The organism is Ruegeria sp. ANG-S4 (assembly GCF_000814005.1).
Taxonomy (GTDB): Bacteria; Pseudomonadota; Alphaproteobacteria; order Rhodobacterales; family Rhodobacteraceae; genus Ruegeria.
Genome location: NZ_JWLK01000002.1, coordinates 221,483 through 239,455, shown reverse-complemented (window position 1 = coordinate 239,455; position 17,973 = coordinate 221,483). Strand labels below are relative to the sequence as shown.

General features: G+C 57.2%; 12 protein-coding genes. 5 read left to right on the top strand and 7 right to left on the bottom strand.

Annotated elements, in window-relative coordinates:
- Positions 1–19 precede the first annotated feature (19 nt).
- Positions 20–1,282 carry a transporter substrate-binding domain-containing protein gene (locus RA28_RS08570; RefSeq protein ID WP_039526737.1) on the top strand — a complete coding sequence of 421 codons (1,263 nt, stop codon included), beginning with the start codon at positions 20–22 and terminating at the stop codon, positions 1,280–1,282.
- A gap of 44 nt (positions 1,283–1,326) precedes the next feature.
- A complete protein-coding gene (locus RA28_RS08565) occupies positions 1,327–2,433 on the top strand; it encodes a transporter substrate-binding domain-containing protein (protein WP_039526733.1) in 1,107 nt (368 codons plus the stop codon).
- 370 nt (positions 2,434–2,803) lie between these two features.
- Here the strand turns inward: RA28_RS08565 and RA28_RS08560 are convergent, their stop codons facing one another.
- The 4 genes from RA28_RS08560 to RA28_RS08545 form a co-directional block, all read right to left on the bottom strand.
- On the bottom strand, positions 2,804–5,017 hold the full coding sequence (locus RA28_RS08560) for an NADP-dependent isocitrate dehydrogenase (RefSeq protein ID WP_039526730.1): 2,214 nt from the start codon (positions 5,015–5,017) through the stop codon (positions 2,804–2,806).
- A gap of 441 nt (positions 5,018–5,458) precedes the next feature.
- The gene (locus tag RA28_RS08555) at positions 5,459–6,421 is read right to left on the bottom strand and encodes a sensor histidine kinase (RefSeq protein ID WP_039526727.1); all 963 of its coding nucleotides are present in this window, start codon (positions 6,419–6,421) and stop codon (positions 5,459–5,461) included.
- The gene (locus RA28_RS08550; RefSeq protein WP_039526724.1) at positions 6,409–7,086 is read right to left on the bottom strand and encodes a response regulator transcription factor; all 678 of its coding nucleotides are present in this window, start codon (positions 7,084–7,086) and stop codon (positions 6,409–6,411) included. The genes RA28_RS08555 and RA28_RS08550 overlap by 13 nt, the downstream gene beginning before the upstream one ends.
- Complete coding sequence (locus RA28_RS08545; RefSeq protein WP_193747375.1) at positions 7,064–8,530, bottom strand: DUF4153 domain-containing protein; 1,467 nt, start codon at positions 8,528–8,530, stop codon at positions 7,064–7,066. Before RA28_RS08545 ends, RA28_RS08550 begins: the two co-directional genes overlap by 23 nt.
- A 193-nt stretch (positions 8,531–8,723) precedes the next feature.
- Between RA28_RS08545 and RA28_RS08540 the strand changes: the two genes are divergently transcribed.
- Positions 8,724–11,030, top strand: a complete 2,307-nt coding sequence (locus tag RA28_RS08540) for a Tex family protein (protein ID WP_039526721.1) — start codon at positions 8,724–8,726, stop codon at positions 11,028–11,030.
- 16 nt (positions 11,031–11,046) lie between these two features.
- Here RA28_RS08540 and RA28_RS08535 read toward each other — a convergent pair whose 3' ends face one another.
- Positions 11,047–11,826, bottom strand: a complete 780-nt coding sequence (locus tag RA28_RS08535) for a DeoR/GlpR family DNA-binding transcription regulator (RefSeq protein ID WP_039527736.1) — start codon at positions 11,824–11,826, stop codon at positions 11,047–11,049.
- A 247-nt stretch (positions 11,827–12,073) separates the two neighbouring features.
- Here RA28_RS08535 and glpD point away from each other — a divergent pair, with 247 nt between their 5' ends.
- Positions 12,074–13,645, top strand: coding sequence for a glycerol-3-phosphate dehydrogenase (gene glpD / locus RA28_RS08530; protein ID WP_082029802.1), 1,572 nt, complete (start codon positions 12,074–12,076; stop codon positions 13,643–13,645).
- Between the two features lie 13 nt (positions 13,646–13,658).
- Here the strand turns inward: glpD and gap are convergent, their stop codons facing one another.
- A complete protein-coding gene (gene gap, locus RA28_RS08525) occupies positions 13,659–14,660 on the bottom strand; it encodes a type I glyceraldehyde-3-phosphate dehydrogenase (protein ID WP_039527732.1) in 1,002 nt (333 codons plus the stop codon).
- Positions 14,661–14,873: 213 nt separating this feature from the next.
- Positions 14,874–16,130: a glycerate kinase type-2 family protein gene (locus tag RA28_RS08520; RefSeq protein WP_039526714.1), complete on the bottom strand. Its 1,257-nt coding sequence runs from the start codon at positions 16,128–16,130 to the stop codon at positions 14,874–14,876.
- A 282-nt stretch (positions 16,131–16,412) separates the two neighbouring features.
- On the opposite strand from RA28_RS08520, the gene RA28_RS08515 reads away from it, so the two are divergent.
- Positions 16,413–17,879 carry an NAD-dependent succinate-semialdehyde dehydrogenase gene (locus RA28_RS08515; RefSeq protein WP_241481093.1) on the top strand — a complete coding sequence of 489 codons (1,467 nt, stop codon included), beginning with the start codon at positions 16,413–16,415 and terminating at the stop codon, positions 17,877–17,879.
- Positions 17,880–17,973: the final 94 nt, after the last annotated feature.

Here is a 17,973-nt window from a genome sequence, read left to right as displayed (position 1 = left end):
AGGCAGCGAAACAGGACACATGAGAAACCAACTGATCATATCCAGCCTGGCTCTGGCCGCTTATGCGGGCATGGCTTCGGCGCAAGAGGCGTGTTCGACCTACGAAATACAACGCGGCGACAGTTTGCGCGAGCTGGCAATAGCGGTCTATGCGACCGAAGACTACAGCTTTATCTTCGACGCAAACCGTGACGTCATTGGATCCAACCCCAATATCATCCGGGTCGGCGACACACTGGTTCTGCCATGTCTGGAAGATGTCGGTCGCGCCAATGCCGAGCCTCAGACCGAGGCCGAGCGAATGGCGATCGAAATGGCGGCTGAATTGGTCAAAGCCGCTGAGGAGCGCGCAGAGAAAGCCATCGCCGAAGCGGAATCGCGCGTGGCGGCCGCCGAGGCCGAAGCCCAGAAGGCCAGTGACGATGCCGTCGTTCAAGCGCGCAACGCAGCACGCGATGAAATTGACGCGGCTCGGGCAGAAGCTGCCGCCCTGATCCAAAACGCGCGGGATGGTGAACGTCCGGAAATTCGCGACCGCCAGTTGCTGCTGATCACAGGAGGCAACTACGCGCCATTCACGGATGAAGCCCTGCCCCACAGGGGTCTTTACACAAACCTGGTTGAAACCGCGCTTTTGCGCGCGGCGCCGGAACAGGCATACAAGATTCAGTTTGTGAACGACTGGTCGTCGCATCTTGATCTGCTGATGCCGACGCTGGCGTTTGACGGCACGTTCCCTTGGTCCCGTCCGAATTGCGAAGCAGCCGAGGCCCTGTCGGAAAGCGACCGCAACCGGTGCGAAACCTACGACTTTTCCAACCCGTTCTACGAAGTCGTCGACACGTTCTTCGCACGCGAGGGGTCGGGCTATGAACAAACGTTGTCTTACGCCGATTTCGCAGGGGCCACGATCTGTCGGCCCGAAGGCTGGTCATTGTCCCATATGGATGCCGTCAGCCTTTACGAGCCCGTGATCACTCTGATGCGCCCCGTGTCGCCGGACGACTGCTTTCATGCTGTCATGCAAGGCGATGCCGATATTGTCGCCATCGAGGCGCATCTGGCCGTCGAGGCAATTGCCCGACTGGGTTACGAACACAAGATCATCGAAAACCCCAATCTGGCGGCTATCAAGTCGCTTAACGTTATGACCCACAAAGACAATCCCGACGGCGCGGCGATCCTTGAGACGCTGAATCAGGGTCTGACAATCATGCAGCAATCGGGCGAATGGCGCGACATCGTGTCGACTGCCCTGCGTTACCAAATGGAAAATGGCTAAGGCCCCAAACGGCCTAACAAAACAATAGTCTGGAGGAAGTGGACATGTTGGAATTTAACCTGAAGAAAGTCTTGATGTCGGCAACCGCCGTCACAACCCTGAGCGCCGGAGCCGCGGCAGCCCAGGAAGCTTGTACGAACTACACCGTCGCTGATGGCGACACGATGGCAACCATTGCCATCGCGGCTTACGGCACATCGAACTATCAGCCCATCTTCAACGCAAACCGGAACGTCATCACCAACCCGAACGCTCTGGAACCCGGTCTGGTTCTGGCTCTGCCCTGTGAGGACGGAAGCTTGCCCAACGGTCAATCGGCGCAGGATATCATCGCAGCGGAAGAAAAACGCGCGGCGAGCATCAAGCGTTCGAATGTTTATGCTCCGCCGATCAAAATGGTTGCGGGTAACGGATGGGAACCCTTCACAACGGAATCGCTGGGCGGCGGTGGAATCATGACGCGCCTTGCAACAACCAGCCTTCAGCGTGCCGGAAACAGCCGCGACTATTCGGTCAGCTTCGTGGACGATTGGAGCTCGCACCTCGACACACTTCTGCCCTTGGGCGCGTTTGATATTTCGATCGCATGGACCATACCGGATTGTACAAACCGGTCTTACGAATGGTCCGCTGAAACCGAAGCCCGCTGCACGCAGTTTGTAGCGTCGGTTCCAGTTTACGACGTCGTTGGCGGGTTCTACACGCTGCCGGAAAGCGAGTACACGAACGCGACAACTTTCGCAGATCTGGAAGGCTCGACAATTTGCCGGATGGCCGGTTGGAGTATGGTTGTTCTGGAAGAAGTTGGCCTGAACCGCGAAAATACAACCGTTGTTCAACCCAACTCGGCCCGCGAATGCCTTGATGCGGTTCTGACCGGTACGGCAGATGTCGCGGCATTCGAAGTGGAACTGTTTGCGTCGACCATGAAAGACATGGGCTTGACCTCGTCCGACATCGTCGAAAACCCATATGTATCGACCCTGTCGTCGATGAGCTTCCTTGCCCACCGTACAAACCCGTTTGCGCGCGAATACATCGCAATGATGAACAAGGGTTTGAACGAAATGCGCGAGTCCGGCGAGTGGTATGCGATCATTTCGGACACTCTGCGCGAGCAAAACGAAAAGCTGAACGCAGCGTCAAACTGATCCCTCGGTTTACGCTTACTCTGGAGCCGGTCCTTGTGACCGGCTCTTTTTTTGTTTGTTGGTCGAATCTATCGACAGGAAAATCGCAGTGATCCGCTTATCAAGCGATATGTATGACCTTAAGGCGGAAGAAAATTATTTTATGCACGTAATTTCGCGTGCCCTACGGGAATCCCCTAATAGGCAGATTGCACCAATAAAGTACGATTGCATTAACTACACCGGTGGGCAATTGGCCCCACCACTCACTCAGAAAAGGGCTGGCTATGGGGGCTGGCCCTTTTCTTGTTGTGGGACCAGAAAAAGCCGGCCACATTGGGCCGGCTTCAAAACGGCTTATCGGGCCGGAAAACGGCCTTTTGTCAGAGGTTTAACCGATGATCGCGTTCAAGGTCGCGCTGGGGCGCATCACCGCCGCTGCCTTGGCAGGGTCAGTGTGATAGTAGCCACCCAGATCGGCAGGACCGCCTTGCGCGGCAGCCAGTTCAGACAGGATCTGTCCTTCGTTATCGGCCAGTGCCTTGGCAACAGGCGCAAACGCAGCCGCCAGATCGGCATCGTCCGATTGCGCGGCCAACGCCTCGGCCCAGTAGCGCGCGAACCAGTAGTGGCTATCACGGTTGTCGGGCTGACCAACCTTGCGGCTGGGAGAGCGGTTATTGTCCAGAATGCCCTGTGTCGCAGCCTCGGCCGCTGCGCCCAGAACACCCGCCTTGGTATTGCCCTTGCTGTCGGCGAGGAAGTTCAGGGATTCGCCCAGGGCGCAGAATTCACCCATGGAATCCCAGCGCAGGTGGTTTTCCTCAACCAGTTGCTGCACGTGTTTCGGGGCCGAACCCCCTGCCCCGGTTTCAAACAAACCGCCGCCGTTCATCAGTTTCACAATGGACAGCATCTTGGCCGATGTTCCCAGTTCAAGGATAGGGAACAGGTCGGTCAGGTAATCGCGTAGCACGTTGCCAGTGATCGCGATGCTGTCTTTGCCGGCAGTGATGGTTTCCAGCGACTGGCGTGTCGCTTCCCGCGGCGCCATGATCAGGAACTTTTCGGCCACCCCTGCGGAATCAAGCGCTGGTTTGACATACTTGATCAGTTCGGCGTCATGCGCACGGTTTGCGTCCAGCCAAAAGATCGCCTCGGACCCGGTCAGGCGCTGGCGGTCCATTGCCAGTTGAATCCAGTTTTCGATCGGGGCCTTTTTGACCGTGCACGCGCGCCAGATATCGCCCTTTTCAACCTCGTGCGAATGCAAAACGTCACCATTGGCCAAGACGATACGGATCGTGCCATCAGCAGGTGCCTGAAACGTTGTTGGGTGCGAGCCGTACTCTTCTGCCTTTTGTGCCATAAGGCCGACATTCGCCACGGCACCAGCCGTTGCCGGGTCCAATGCGCCGTTCGACTTGAAGAAATTGATAGCCTCGTCATAGACAGGCGCATAGCACCGGTCCGGGATCACACAATTGGCGTCACCCTTGGCCCCGGTTTCATCCCAGCCCTTCCCGCCCGCGCGGATCACGGCAGGCATCGACGCATCAATGATGACATCCGAAGGCACGTGAAGGTTGGTGATACCCTTGTCGGAATCCACCATATACATGGATGGGCGATCCGCCTTGAGTGCATCAATGGCCGCAACGATTTCGGCATTTCCCTGAACCCGGTCCAACAAATCGCCCAGGCCCGAATTCGGGTTCACACCCAACGCATCAAGTTCCGCGCCGAATTTTTCGAACACGGGGGCCAACCATGCCTTCACCGCATAACCAAAGATGATCGGGTCGCTGACCTTCATCATCGTGGCTTTCAAGTGCAGCGAGAACATTGTGCCGTCGTTTTTCGTGTCCTCGATCGCATCCGCCAGGAATGATGACAGGGCCTGTACCGACATGAAAGTCGCATCCGCAACAGTGCCTTCGGCAAGTGGCCAGCTATCCTTCAGGACGGTAACGCTGCCATCCTTGGCCACGAACTCGATCTTGGCATCACCTGCCTGAGCGGCGGTAATTGTGGCAGATTTCTCATTGGCATAGAAATCATTGCCTGCCATCGACGATACTTTGGTCTTGCTATCCGGCGACCATGTGCCCATCGAATGGGGGTTTTTCTGCGCGTAGTTCTTTACAGCCCGCGCCGCGCGACGATCAGAGTTTCCTTCGCGCAGAACCGGGTTCACAGCCGACCCTTTGATGGCGTCATAGCGTGCGCGGATCGCCTTTTCTTCGTCCGTTGCAGGTTCTTCCGGGTAGTTCGGAATATCATAACCCTGCGATTGCAATTCCTCGATAGCCGCTGAAAGCTGAGGAACAGATGCAGAGATGTTCGGCAGTTTGATCACGTTGGCCTCGGGCGTTTTCACCAACTCGCCCAAAGCGGCCAGATCGTCGCTGATACGCTGTTCGTCCGTCAGCTTTTCCGGGAAAGTCGCCAGAATACGGCCCGCCAGCGAGATGTCCTTGGTGCCGACACTGACGCCTGCGGCCGAAGCGAACTTGCGGATGATGGGCAGGAACGATGCGCTGGCCAGTTCCGGCGCTTCGTCTACAATGGTATACAATATATCGAAGTTCGATTTTTCTGCCATATTCCCTTACCTTTTTTAAAGCCTTTCGGGGCGTGCGATCCAAGAGCATGTGCCAATTGTTTTCACTGGCACCGAGCCGTAACGGAGCGGCAACGCCCCACGGGAGACTCTGATTTGACAGGGCCTCCCTTAAATGAGGATCAGCTTGGGATCAATGTTGTTTAGGGGCGCAAATTGACACGGGGTGTGGAAAAAGGCCCCTAAAGCGCTTCGACACGTCAACTTCCGGTGTATTCCGGCAAGCCTTGGGAGACTTGAGCGCGTTACTGCGCGCGCGATGCTCTGTCGGCAAAGTCACGTGTTTAGTCAGTTTCAATCAGATCAAGGTGCAGCACGATTGGTTTTGCCGTCATTTTGGGAACCCTCTTGAAAGCAAAGCGACGACGTCACGAGCGATCAGCCCCTGTTGAGCGAACAGAAACCCTTGGTTCCTGACATTCCTCAGTCCACTGGGAACTTTATTTCAAATCGCGCCCCTGTCTCAGAGGGTTCCAGGGAAATCCGCGCACCGTGCGCGTTCAAAAGGTTCGCCGCGATGGTCAATCCCATGCCCGTCCCGCCCTGTTCCCGCGCTGTGGTGAAAAACGGTGCAAATATGCGACTTCGATTACCTTCAGACACGCCGGTTCCATCGTCCTGCACCGTCAAGTGCCCTGGTTGGCCATTTATTTTGACACGTCCCGCCCCGTGGCGCCGCGAATTGTCCAAAAGGTGTCCCAATACAATCCGAAGACCTGAATCCGACAGCGGCAGGCTTTGGGCTTCGTTCTGGATATCAAGCGACAATTCAGGGAAGGCCTCAGAAAGCCAAGGCGATAAGGCTTGCAGATCGGTCCATCCATGATGTTCCGGCGCGCGGGCGGCGGCGACCTGATTCAGTGCCGTCAGATGGGTTTGCATCTGGATGTTGGCACCAACGATCTGATTGACCAAAGCGCGATCTTGGTTCGACAGACCTGAATCCTCCAACAACTCTGTCGCTGCCTGAATGGCCGTGACAGGGGTTTTCAATTCGTGCGTCACGTGATCGGCGAAGCTGCGGATGGAAGCTTCGCGGCGCTGCAACGTACCGGACATCTCAAGCACGGAGCCAGCCAGTTGCGACAATTCCCGCGTTCCAAAATGGTCCGGAGGTGTCGCCGTATGCCCCTGCCGAACCGCAGCAGAGTACCGCGCCAAAGCTGAAATCGGCCTCAGCAGCAGTCGGACAAGCAGGTAACCCAAAACACACGTGGCCATTCCTATTACACCGGCCAACACGGCCGCTGCGTTGCGATAGCCAAGTTCGGGACCGAGGTATCGCAGCGCAATCAACCCCATCAAGGACAAGGCCAAGGTTCCCGCAAGACCGCCGCCCAGCACTAGGCCCAGCGAAGGACGCCACTTCCGCGTCAGACCGGCCATGCACCCATCCGCAATCCGATCCCATGCACTGTCTCGATTGCCCCGGCCCAGCCCTGCTCTGAAAGCTTGCGCCGAAGATTGCGCAGGTGGCTGTCAAGCGTTCGGTCGGCAACCTGACTGCCCGCACCGTAAATCGCATCGACCAGTTGCGGGCGCGAAACGATGGCCTCGGGCGTCTGCATGAGCCGTCGCAAGATGGACAGCTCTGTTGCTGTCAGGCTGATCTTCTCGCCATCCATCCGAACAAGGTGACCGGCCATGTCAAGCTCCATCGGGCCGTGCCGGAGAACCACTTGTGACGCGACCGACTTGCTTCGCTTGAGGATGGCTTTGATCCGCGCGACCAATTCTCTGGGGCTGAAGGGCTTCGTTACATAGTCATCCGCACCCAGTTCCAGCCCCAGTATGCGGTCGATTTCATCATCCCGTGCGGTCAAAAAAAGGATCGGCACATCCGAGCGCGCCCGAACGCGGCGACAAACCTCAAGGCCATCCATTTCGGGCAGACCAACGTCCAGAACAATTAGGGCCGGAGCTTCACGCGTTGCGCAGGTCAAGGCCATTTGCCCGTCGCGCGCGGTAACGACGCTGAAACCGGAACGTTCCAAAGTGATCGACACAAGTTCGCGCAGGCGCGGATCATCATCCACGACGAGGATTTTCATGGCCTGCCTCCGCTTGCCGTTCGATGTGCAGATTACGGATGACCCGATCGGCGCGAAAGCCCCATTCGCGCCAATTGCGGATGGCGGGCGCCCGGACACAGGATTCCAGGGCGTCGTCTTTGGCCAGTTCCGCCGCAGCCATCGGGCCAAGCTGACATGCGTAGTACAGATCGAACCGTGTCGGGTGCTCCATGTTCCAGCGGGCGATCAGGGCCGCGAAGTTGATAAAACAGCAGGCGTACAAAACACTGATGCCCAAAGCGGCCGTCCGCGTGATGAGCCATGCGTTCGACTTGGCCTTCAAAATTTGCCAGGCGATCAGGATCAATCCCACAGCCACCAGCACCATCCAGATGGCCGCGTGGACTCGCAGGTAGGTCAAACCATAAGCCTCGACATATAGAGACAATCGCAGAAGAGATGATGCAACCAGCAATACGTTCTGCCCCAACCAAAGCATCATCCACCCCGTCAACCCCACCCTTTCCCCAAGGAATGGGCGTGCGACCAACGCAAACGCTCCCGCCAAAAGCGCCGTCGCCAGCAAGGGATACGCGCCGCGATGGGCATATTCAGCGTGGGTCATGCCGTCCGGCAGGTCGGCTTCACCCCACAAAAAGAAGGCATCCAGCCCGGTCTGCACACCCAGCATAAGGTTGAACAGGATCACTGCATTTGCCACCGATTGAACATTCAACCCAAACCTCAGCCGGGATCGACTGCGCCACGGACCCATTTTTGGCTTAAGCAGCGCGGGCTGCACCGAAACCGCCAGAAATGGCCAGATCATAAAAGCCGCACCCACCCAGAACAGCACGCGTTCCAGCCGCAGGTCGATCCGAACCAATTGATCCAGCCAATCCGATAGAACTGGGTTTGCCGTGACCATCAGGCTGGCCAATACCAACGCACCGCCGGCAGGGAATGCCCAAGAACGCAGCATCCTGAACGCCGCACCCTCAGATTGCGGAATCACGCGTGCTTGATTCACAAGGTCGAGCCCGTTCCTGATGGTCAGAACCGGAAACATGCGCAGGAATTGGCAGACCGCGCTTGCTTCGAACCGGTCAGACAACATCCAGCAAAACGCAACCGTCGATCCGCCCAAAAGAAAGGCCAATGATAGGGCCTGAAAATAGTCGACAACAGGCAGAATACTCAGACCCAGCAAAAGCATAGGCTTTAACAGACCCCGTGTCCGTCCGGTCAACCAAAGGACAGCGACCGCAACGGCCAAAGCGAAAACCGCCAGCGATATTCCGGGCGAATACCCCAACATCAGGAAATCCGCCAACGCGACCAGCGCCAGAAGCAACCCAGCGGCCTGATACGTGTACCGCTCTGAAACGCCTTTGGGCTTTTTTGGTTGTGGCCCCGGAGAATCCAGCCACCAACTGTCCTGCAATACCGAAGTCGGGATGCCCCGCACTACAAACTGTCCCATTTTCTGCTCCATAGATTTTGTGAAGCCATATCTGGCCGCTCGCGGTGCAGATGATCGCGCAGGTGTCGTGCAGATTTTGTGCAGATGTGACATCAGGTTAAGGCCGAAACCCGCCGCCAAGCGAAAACTGGTTCTTTCCCCCGTGAGGCGTGACGGATAGAACGGCCCTTCAACCCAAGTTCAGGAGGACCCCTTGGATCGTATCGCTCGTACCATAGCCGCAGAAATCAACGCGCGTCCGGATCAGGTTAATGCGGCAGTTGGGCTTTTGGATGATGGGTCCACAGTGCCTTTTGTGGCACGTTATCGCAAAGAGGTGACGGGCGGTCTGGACGACACGCAACTCAGGATACTGTCGGATCGGCTGACCTACCTGAGAGAGCTTGAGGCACGTCGCGACTCGATTCTGAACTCAATCCGCGATCAGGGCAAACTGACCGAAGTTCTTCGAATATCCATCGCCGGTGCCGAAACCAAAGCGCAATTGGAAGACATCTATCTTCCCTACAAACCCAAGCGCCGAACCAAAGCGATGATCGCGCGTGAAAATGGGCTGGAACCGCTTGCAAACGGCATTCTGGCGGACAGAAACGCAGACCCCGAGGCACTGGCACAACCCTACCTGACGGATGCGGTACCCACGGCCAAGGACGCGTTGAACGGTGCACGCGATATCATAGCCGAACAACTGACGGAGAGCGCCGACCTTCTTGGCAAGCTACGGGCGTTCATGCACCGTGAGGCACTGCTGTCATCCAAAGTTGTCGATGGAAAACAACAGGAAGGTGCCAAATTCAGCGACTACTTCGACCATTCCGAACCTTGGTCCAAAGTGCCGTCGCACCGTGCTCTGGCAATGCTGCGCGCATCGAAAGAAGGGATCGTGACGCTGGATATTGCGCCGGACCCGGAAACGGGTTCCGCGCAGGCCGAGAACATCGTGGCAGCGCATCTGGAGACGCGCGGTCAGGGTCCCGGCGATGAATGGCTGCGAAAAATGGCGGGCTGGACCTGGCGGGTGAAACTGTCGCTTTCGATGATGGTCGAGCTTATGGCCGATCTTCGCAGCCGTGCGCAGGAAGAAGCGATTCAGGTGTTTTCGCGCAACCTCAAAGACCTGCTGTTTGCCTCTCCGGCAGGGCCCCGAGCCACGCTGGGTTTGGACCCCGGGATTCGCACCGGCGTCAAGGCCGCCGTCGTTGATCCGACCGGGAAATTGTTGGCGACAGACACCCTGTACCCGTTCCAGCCCCGGAACGATCTGCGCGGCGCTCAGGCGACGATCCTGAGTTTGATCTCGACCCACAAGATCGAGCTGATAGCAATCGGAAACGGAACTGCCAGCCGCGAAACTGAACGCTTGGTTGCAGATGCTTTGTCCATGCTGCCAAATACGGTGAAAGCACCGACAAAGATCATTGTCTCCGAGGCCGGGGCGTCGGTCTATTCCGCGTCAGAACTGGCTGCACGGGAATTTCCGGACCTTGATGTTTCCTTGCGCGGGGCGGTTTCAATCGCACGGCGATTGCAGGATCCCTTGGCTGAATTGGTCAAGATCGAGCCAAAAAGCATCGGTGTAGGGCAATATCAGCACGATGTTGACCAGCATCGGCTGTCTCAGTCCTTGGCAGCGGTGATTGAGGACGTGGTGAACGCGGTTGGCGTTGATCTGAATACCGCATCCGCTCCGCTTTTGTCCCATGTGTCAGGTTTAGGACCGGGTTTGGCCGAAGCGATCGTTGCCCATCGCGATCAGAATGGCGCGTTTGCATCCCGCACAGAGTTGATGAAGGTCGCCCGATTGGGTCCGCGGGCGTTTGAACAATGCGCCGGCTTTTTGCGCATCCGGGACGGGTCCGAACCCTTGGACGCGTCTTCGGTCCACCCCGAAGCCTATGACGTTGCGCGCAGGGTTGTCGCAGCTTGTGGCCGGGACATCCGCCAGATCATGGGACAGGATGGGGTCCTGCGTGATCTGAAAGCTGAGCAGTTTGTTGACGAGATGTTCGGCTTGCCGACAGTGCGCGACATCTTTGCGGAGCTTGAAAAGCCCGGACGTGACCCGCGACCCAGTTTTGTCACCGCAACCTTTACGGACGGCATTGAAGAAATCACCGATCTCAGGCCGGGAATGATGCTGGAAGGGACTGTGACGAACGTTGCGGCATTTGGGGCCTTTGTCTATATTGGTGTCCATCAGGACGGATTGGTTCATGTCAGCCAGTTGGCGGATCGGTTTGTCAAAGATCCGCATGATGTCGTCAAAACCGGTCAGGTCGTCAAAGTCCGCGTTGTCGAGGTTGACGTTCCTCGAAAGCGTATCGGATTGAGCATGCGTAAAGACGGTGGCAAACCAAACAAGTCCGAGGTGCATGCCCGGTCCCGACCGTCGCGGGACGCGGCAGGAAAAGGGGCCAGACACCCAAAGAGCGGTGGTTCGTCCCACAACAACGCGATGAGCGACGCGCTTGCGTCAGCATTCAAATCCAAGGGCAAGTGATCGCCGCGGGCGGGCGTTAACCCCTGCCCCGACTCGGTAGCGCAACTGAGATTTCTGTTCCGGCCTGTGCGCAAAGGGCTTGGCAACGCGGCGGCGGCACCTGATCGGTAACAAACATGGTTACATCGGCAACGGATGCGATGCGGGCGGGCGCTTTGCGGTCGAATTTTGACGCATCAGCGGCCAGCAAAACCTTGTCGCTGCGACTGATGATTTCCTTGCTTATTCCAACTTCACGCAGGTCAAAGTCCAAGATATCACCCTCTTCGTGCAAGGCAGAGCAACCGATGACGGCATAGTCGAACCGAAATTGCGAAACAGCCTGACGTGTCAAATCACCGACCATGCCGCCATCTGACACGCGAAGGCTGCCGCCTGCGACAACGACCTCAATCTCGGGGTGATTGGACAGGATCACGGCTATGTTTAGATTATTGGTCACCACCAACAGGCCGCTGTGTCCCTGCAGTTCGGTTGCAACGGCTTCGGTCGTGGTTCCGATGTTCAGAAACAGACTGCAGTCATTGGGAATGTGCTTAACGCACTCTCGCGCAATATCCACCTTTGATGCCTGATTCAGCTCGCGGCGATCCGCATAGCCGATATTGGTGGTGTTCGAAGGCAGGATCGCGCCGCCATGTACACGTTCCAACTGGCCGGCTTCAGCCAATTCAGTCAAATCACGCCGGATCGTCTGCGGCGTCACGCCGAAATATGCGACCAGAGTGTCAACTGTTACCTTGCCCTCGCGCCGGGCAATGTTGATTATCTCGGGTTTTCGAAGTGTCTGCACCATGATCTGCACCGAAACGGGTCTGAACGTTCGAACATTTACTGAAAATCCAACAGAATCGCAAATACCGATGTTCGTTTTTCCTGTCCGACACACTGAGATACAAAAAACAGCGCCGTTTCAGTAAAAATTTTCCATTAATTACAGATTATTATAACCATCGAACTCAAACGAAAGAATTTTGCTTCCTTTTCTGCTCGTTTTTTGCGATTTACGGGCTGCGCGAATGCGAAACCACAGGAGCGAAACGATGGCGGAACCCTATGATCTACTTGTGATCGGCGGCGGCATAAATGGCTGCGGTATCGCCCGCGATGCAGCGGGACGTGGGCTGCGGGTTTGTCTGGTCGAGATGGATGACATCGGCTCTGCGACGTCCAGTGCATCGACCAAGCTGTTTCACGGTGGACTTAGGTATCTGGAGTATTTCGAGTTTCATCTGGTCCGTGAATCTCTGATCGAACGCGAAACGCTGTTGCAGGCGATGCCGCATATCTCGTGGCCCATGCGTTTTGTTCTGCCGTACCACCACAGCATGCGGTTCGATGCGTCAACACCGACATCACGTCTGCTGGGCTTCGTTATGCCTTGGATGAAGGGGCGGAGGCCGCCCTGGCTGATCCGGCTTGGCCTGTTCATGTACGACCATCTGGGTGGGCGGAAGATTTTGCCCGGGACAACCAGCGTTGATCTCAGGTCCGGTCCAGAAGGCGAACCGCTCAAACCACATTTTGAGAAAGCGTTCGAGTACTCGGACTGTTGGGTCGAAGACGCGCGTCTCGTGGCTTTGAATGCACGGGACGCAGAGCAGCGTGGTGCCGAAATCCTGACGCGCGAGAAATGTCTTTCTGCCGAAGTCGAAGATGGGCTCTGGAAGGTGCATACCGAGAACACCCAAACCGGAGCCACCGCGATCCGCAGCGCAAAGATGGTCGTGAATGCCGCTGGCCCATGGGTCGGCGATGTGCTGCGTGGAACGTTGAAAAGCAATACCGCCGAAGGCGTCCGACTGGTGCGCGGCAGTCACATCGTGACACGCCGCCTGTTCGACCATGAAAAGTGCTATTTCTTCCAGGGAACCGACGGGCGCATCATCTTTGCCATCCCCTATGAAACAGACTTTACGCTGATCGGCACGACAGACGCCGATCACGAGGATGCATCGATCCGCCCCGAATGCACGCCGCAGGAACGCGATTATCTGATCAACTTCATCAATCAGTATCTTGAGAATCCAATTTCCGAGGCCGATGTCGTTTGGACCTATTCCGGCGTGCGCCCGCTTTATGACGATGGCGCGCGCAGTGCCACGGCGGCGACGCGGGATTTCGTGCTAAAGTTGGATACCAGCCGCGGGGCGCCGACGTTAAACGTTTTTGGCGGCAAGATCACGACCTACCGGCGGCTGGCTGAAGATGCGTTGGAACAGATCAGCAAAGAGCTACCGGACCTGCCCGGGCGCTGGACGGCGGGTGTACCTTTGCCTGGCGGCGACTTCCCCGTGGATGGCGTTTCGGACCTTGTCGATGAATTGCGCCGAAAGTTTTCGTTCCTGAGCGATCGGTGGGCCTTGCGGCTGATCAAGGCCTATGGGACCGACGCGTTTTTGCTGTTGGACGGGTGCAGCAAAGCAGAAGACTTGGGCCAAGACTTCGGAGCAACATTGACCGAGCGCGAAGTGAATTGGCTGATCGACAAGGAATATGCCCTTCGTGCCGATGACATCCTGTGGCGTCGCAGCAAGTTGGGACTGCGCCTGTCGAAATCGCAGGTCACCAAGCTTGAAGAGTGGCTGCACTCTAAACGAAGCGCAGCCACCTAAGAGATCGGGGGATCTAGTTCGTAGCGGCCATCGCGCAGGCCGTGTCCAACATGCGGTTCGAGAACCCCCACTCGTTGTCGTACCAGCTGAGAATGCGCATCATGCCGCCATCCGTCAGGCGCGTCTGCTGCGTGGCAAAGATCGACGAATGCGGGTTGTGATTGAAATCAGCCGAAACCAAGGGTTCGTCCGTTACCGCAAGAACGCCTTTCATCTCACCTTCGGCAGCTGCGCGGATCGCGTCGTTGACCTCATCTACGGACGCTGCACGCTTGGGCATGAAACACAGGTCCACGGCTGACACATTCGGGGTCGGAACACGAATTGCAGAACCGTCCAAACGCCCTTTGAGCTGCGGCAAGACCTCTCCAACCGCCCGGGCCGCGCCGGTTGAAGTCGGGATCATCGACATGGCCGCAGCGCGCGCGCGGTACAGGTCTTTGTGCATCGTATCCAAGGTCGGCTGATCACCGGTATAAGAGTGAACCGTGGTCATATAGCCGGTCTCAATTCCGAACACGTCGTCCAAAACCTTGGCAACAGGCGAGAGGCAATTGGTCGTGCAGCTTGCATTAGAGACAACCACATCGCCGCCGGTCAGGCTGGCGTGGTTCACGCCGAACACGACGGTCTTGTCTGCTCCGCTTGCGGGCGCCGAGATCAGAACTTTCTTTGACCCGTTCTCAAGATGCTGAACGGCCGCGTCGCGTTTCGTGAAAATGCCGGTACATTCCAACGCGACGTCTACATCGTCCCAGGCCAGCTTGGACGGGTCGCGTTCGGCGCTGACACGGATTTCGCGGCCGCCGACCATGATATTGTCGCCTTCGACTTTGATTTCAGCGTTCAACGCACCATGAACGCTGTCATATTTCAGCAGGTGCGCATTGGTTTCAACCGGACCCAAATCGTTGACGGCGACGACGGTAATGTCGTTGCGCCCAGCTTCAACCAATGATCGCAGTACGCAGCGGCCAATGCGCCCAAATCCGTTGATGGCAACCTTTACGGTCATGTTCGCCTCCTTGAGGAATTTCCATGCGGAATGGGGTTCGGCCCGCAACCGTGTTTCAAACGCCGCCAGCGCCAAACCCTGTTATCGCTAACAATCACAATTCAAGGTGATTTGTCAACAAAACAGCGCATTCCAGATCTTTGACTTTTTTTGCCGGGTCATGGCGGCGGTGCGATGCCGGTCAGCAAACAGCACCGACATTGTCGCATGGCTTCAGCGGATCAGGATCGCTCGAAAATCGTTCACATTTGTCCCGGTTGGACCGGGTGAAAACAAATCTCCGATCGCTTCAAACGCGGAAAACGCATCGTTTCCCGCAAGGTCCGCCGCCGGGTTTCGCCCTTTCGCCCGCATGCGCGCGCAACTGGTGCCATCGACAAACGCACCCGCATTGTCTTCCGAACCGTCGATGCCATCCGTGTCGGCAGCCAGTGCCGTGATGCCCCGGCTTCCGTCAAGTTCCTGAGCAAGCGCAAGCAGAAACTCGGTGTTTCGTCCGCCGCGGCCTTGCCCGCGTAACGTGACCGTTGTTTCGCCACCTGAAAGAATGACAATAGGCTTTTCAAACGGGCGGTTTTTATTCGCGACTTCGCGGGCAATCGCCGCATGAACACGCCCAACGTCGCGGGCCTCGCCCTCAATCGCGTCAGACAGGATGACGGCGGGAATCCCCTGCGCCCGCGAAAGGGCAGCAGCGGCATCCAAAGATAACCCGGCAGATGCCACCACACGGACTTCGTTTTGTGCGAAACATAAGTCGTCTGGAGAAGGCGCGTCAGCGGCCGTCGTCAGTAAGTGAGCCAAGATGTTATCCGGAAGCGCGATATGATGGTCCTCGATCAGATTCAGCGCGTCTAGTCGGGACACCGCATCCGGGACCGTCGGGCCAGAGGCGACCTGCGCCGGATCATCACCCGGCACATCCGATACCACGAGCGAAACTACACGCGCGGGATGCGCCATCGCCGCCAACCTTCCGCCCTTAAGGCCGCTGACATGTTTACGAATTGCATTCATGGCCGAGATCGGAGCACCCGAAGCCAAAAGCGCGGTATTCAACGCCTGCTCGTCTTCCAAAGACAGTCCGTTTGGCGGACAGGGCAGCAAGGACGAGCCGCCGCCACAGATCAGCGCCACCACGAGATCGTCAGGTCCAAGATCCGAAACCTCCTGCATTAACGCTTCACCGGCTTGTAAGCCGGCGGCATCCGGAACCGGGTGGGCTGCTTCCAGCACTCGAATCCGGTCGCACGTGGCACCATAGCCGTATCGCGTCACGACTGTGCCCGACACGGGCCCGGACCACAGAGTTTCAAACGCGCGTGCAAGCTGCGCCGCACCTTTCCCTGCGCCGATCACAACCGTGCGCCCCTTCGGCGGATCGGGTACATGCGCACGCAGCGCCGCCAATGGGTCGGCAGCTTTCACAGCGGCCTCAAACAATGATGTCAGAAACTCTTTGTCTTGCATTGTTTTCCGTTACCCAATGTTAATTGGTTGCTTCCGTTACCGCAGATCTCGACCGGCTTTTTTGAGAGCCACACAGCGAATCAAACGGGCGCGGCTGCTTGCCATGCCTTACAGGATACCGGGCGTTTTGTGAGCCTTGAAGCCATTCAATAATCCATGACCCTCGCACGGTTCATCGTTTGCGTCCGATCACGTCAAATTGCTCTTGCGCGACACTGAACTTTACAACTGCATTCTGTCCCGCGTATCAGCGAGTTGTCACGTTAAGTCAGGGAAATTCTCATGCTGTCACTAAAAGATCCCAGTCTGCTGCGTCAGGCGGCTCTGGTCGGTTCGAACTGGATCGAAGCAGACGCGGACACCGGGTTGGCCGTTACGAACCCCGCCACGGGCGAGTTGATCGGGTATGTGCCTAACCTTGGGGCCGAAGAGACCCGTTCGGCAATCGAGGCTGCGGAACAAGCCCGTCACGGATGGGCCAAACGCACCGCAAAAGAGCGCAGCAATGTGCTGCGACGCTGGTTTGATCTGATGATGGAAAACCAGGACGATCTGGGAGCGATCCTGACTGCGGAACAGGGCAAACCCCTGGCCGAGGCAAAGGGCGAGATCGCCTATGGGGCAAGCTTTGTTGAATGGTTCGCTGAAGAGGCCCGGCGCGCCTATGGCGAAGTCACGCCTCCCCATGCTGGCGACAAACGAATCCTGACGATCAAGCAACCCATCGGCGTGGTGGCTGCAATCACACCGTGGAATTTCCCGAATGCCATGATCACCCGCAAGGCGGGGCCTGCATTTGCTGCCGGGTGTTCCATGGTCCTAAAACCAGCAAGCCAGACACCGTTTTCGGCCGTTGCCCTTGCGGTTTTGGCCGAACGCGCCGGTTTGCCGGCCGGCTTGTTTTCAGTCGTAACCGGCTCTGCGCGCGGCATTGGTGGAGAAATGACGTCCAGCAAGATCGTGAAAAAGCTGACTTTCACGGGCTCGACCGAGATTGGCGCGCTACTGTACGAACAATGTGCGCCGACAATCAAAAAACTGGGACTTGAACTGGGCGGCAACGCGCCGTTCATCGTTTTCGAGGATGCCGATCTGGATGCCGCGGTCGAAGGCGCGTTGATCGCCAAGTTTCGGAACAACGGGCAAACTTGTGTCTGCGCGAACCGTATTTACGTTCAGAGCGGCGTCTATGACGCCTTCGCCGAAAAACTGGCTGGAAAAGTGGCCACTTTGACCACCGGAAACGGGTTTGACGAAGGCGTCGTCTTTGGCCCGCTGATCGATCAGGCCGCGCTGGAAAAAGTCGAAGAGCATGTGGCAGATGCAACGGCCAAGGGTGCCAAAGTCGCATTGGGCGGCAAGCCGCACGAATTGGGCGGTACGTTCTATCAACCCACGATCCTGACGGATGTGACCTCGGACATGGCTGTAACCACCGAGGAAACCTTTGGCCCCGTCGCACCTTTGTTCAAATTCGAGTCAGAAGCCGAAGCCATCGCAGCGGCAAATGACACCGAATTCGGGTTGGCCTCGTATTTCTATTCCCGCGATCTTGCACGGGTGTGGCGCGTGTCCGAAGCGCTGGATTATGGTATGGTCGGCATCAACACAGGCCTGATTTCAACCGAGATTGCGCCATTTGGCGGCGTCAAGATGTCAGGGCTGGGCCGTGAAGGGTCACATCACGGTTTGGATGAATTCATGGAAATGAAGTACTTGTGCATGGGCGGCATTGAAGCCGAGGCCTGATACGCTTCGCGGTTGACCGGGTTCTGAATTGGACCCGGTCCAAGGCAACGATCTCCGTTGTTGTCAGATCGGTACGTGCGCAATCCGCACGACC

Bases quoted from the DNA above. Each gene is read 5' to 3' on its own strand.
- gap (WP_039527732.1), bottom strand. From the start codon at position 14,660: ATGACCGTAAAGGTTGCCATCAACGGATTTGGGCGCATTGGCCGCTGC.
- glpD (WP_082029802.1), top strand. From the start codon at position 12,074: ATGGCGGAACCCTATGATCTACTTGTGATCGGCGGCGGCATAAATGGC.
- RA28_RS08520 (WP_039526714.1), bottom strand. From the start codon at position 16,130: ATGCAAGACAAAGAGTTTCTGACATCATTGTTTGAGGCCGCTGTGAAA.
- RA28_RS08560 (WP_039526730.1), bottom strand. From the start codon at position 5,017: ATGGCAGAAAAATCGAACTTCGATATATTGTATACCATTGTAGACGAA.
- RA28_RS08570 (WP_039526737.1), top strand. From the start codon at position 20: ATGAGAAACCAACTGATCATATCCAGCCTGGCTCTGGCCGCTTATGCG.
- RA28_RS08535 (WP_039527736.1), bottom strand. From the start codon at position 11,826: ATGGTGCAGACACTTCGAAAACCCGAGATAATCAACATTGCCCGGCGC.
- RA28_RS08545 (WP_193747375.1), bottom strand. From the start codon at position 8,530: ATGGGACAGTTTGTAGTGCGGGGCATCCCGACTTCGGTATTGCAGGAC.
- RA28_RS08550 (WP_039526724.1), bottom strand. From the start codon at position 7,086: ATGAAAATCCTCGTCGTGGATGATGATCCGCGCCTGCGCGAACTTGTG.
- RA28_RS08515 (WP_241481093.1), top strand. From the start codon at position 16,413: ATGCTGTCACTAAAAGATCCCAGTCTGCTGCGTCAGGCGGCTCTGGTC.
- RA28_RS08565 (WP_039526733.1), top strand. From the start codon at position 1,327: ATGTTGGAATTTAACCTGAAGAAAGTCTTGATGTCGGCAACCGCCGTC.
- RA28_RS08555 (WP_039526727.1), bottom strand. From the start codon at position 6,421: ATGGCCGGTCTGACGCGGAAGTGGCGTCCTTCGCTGGGCCTAGTGCTG.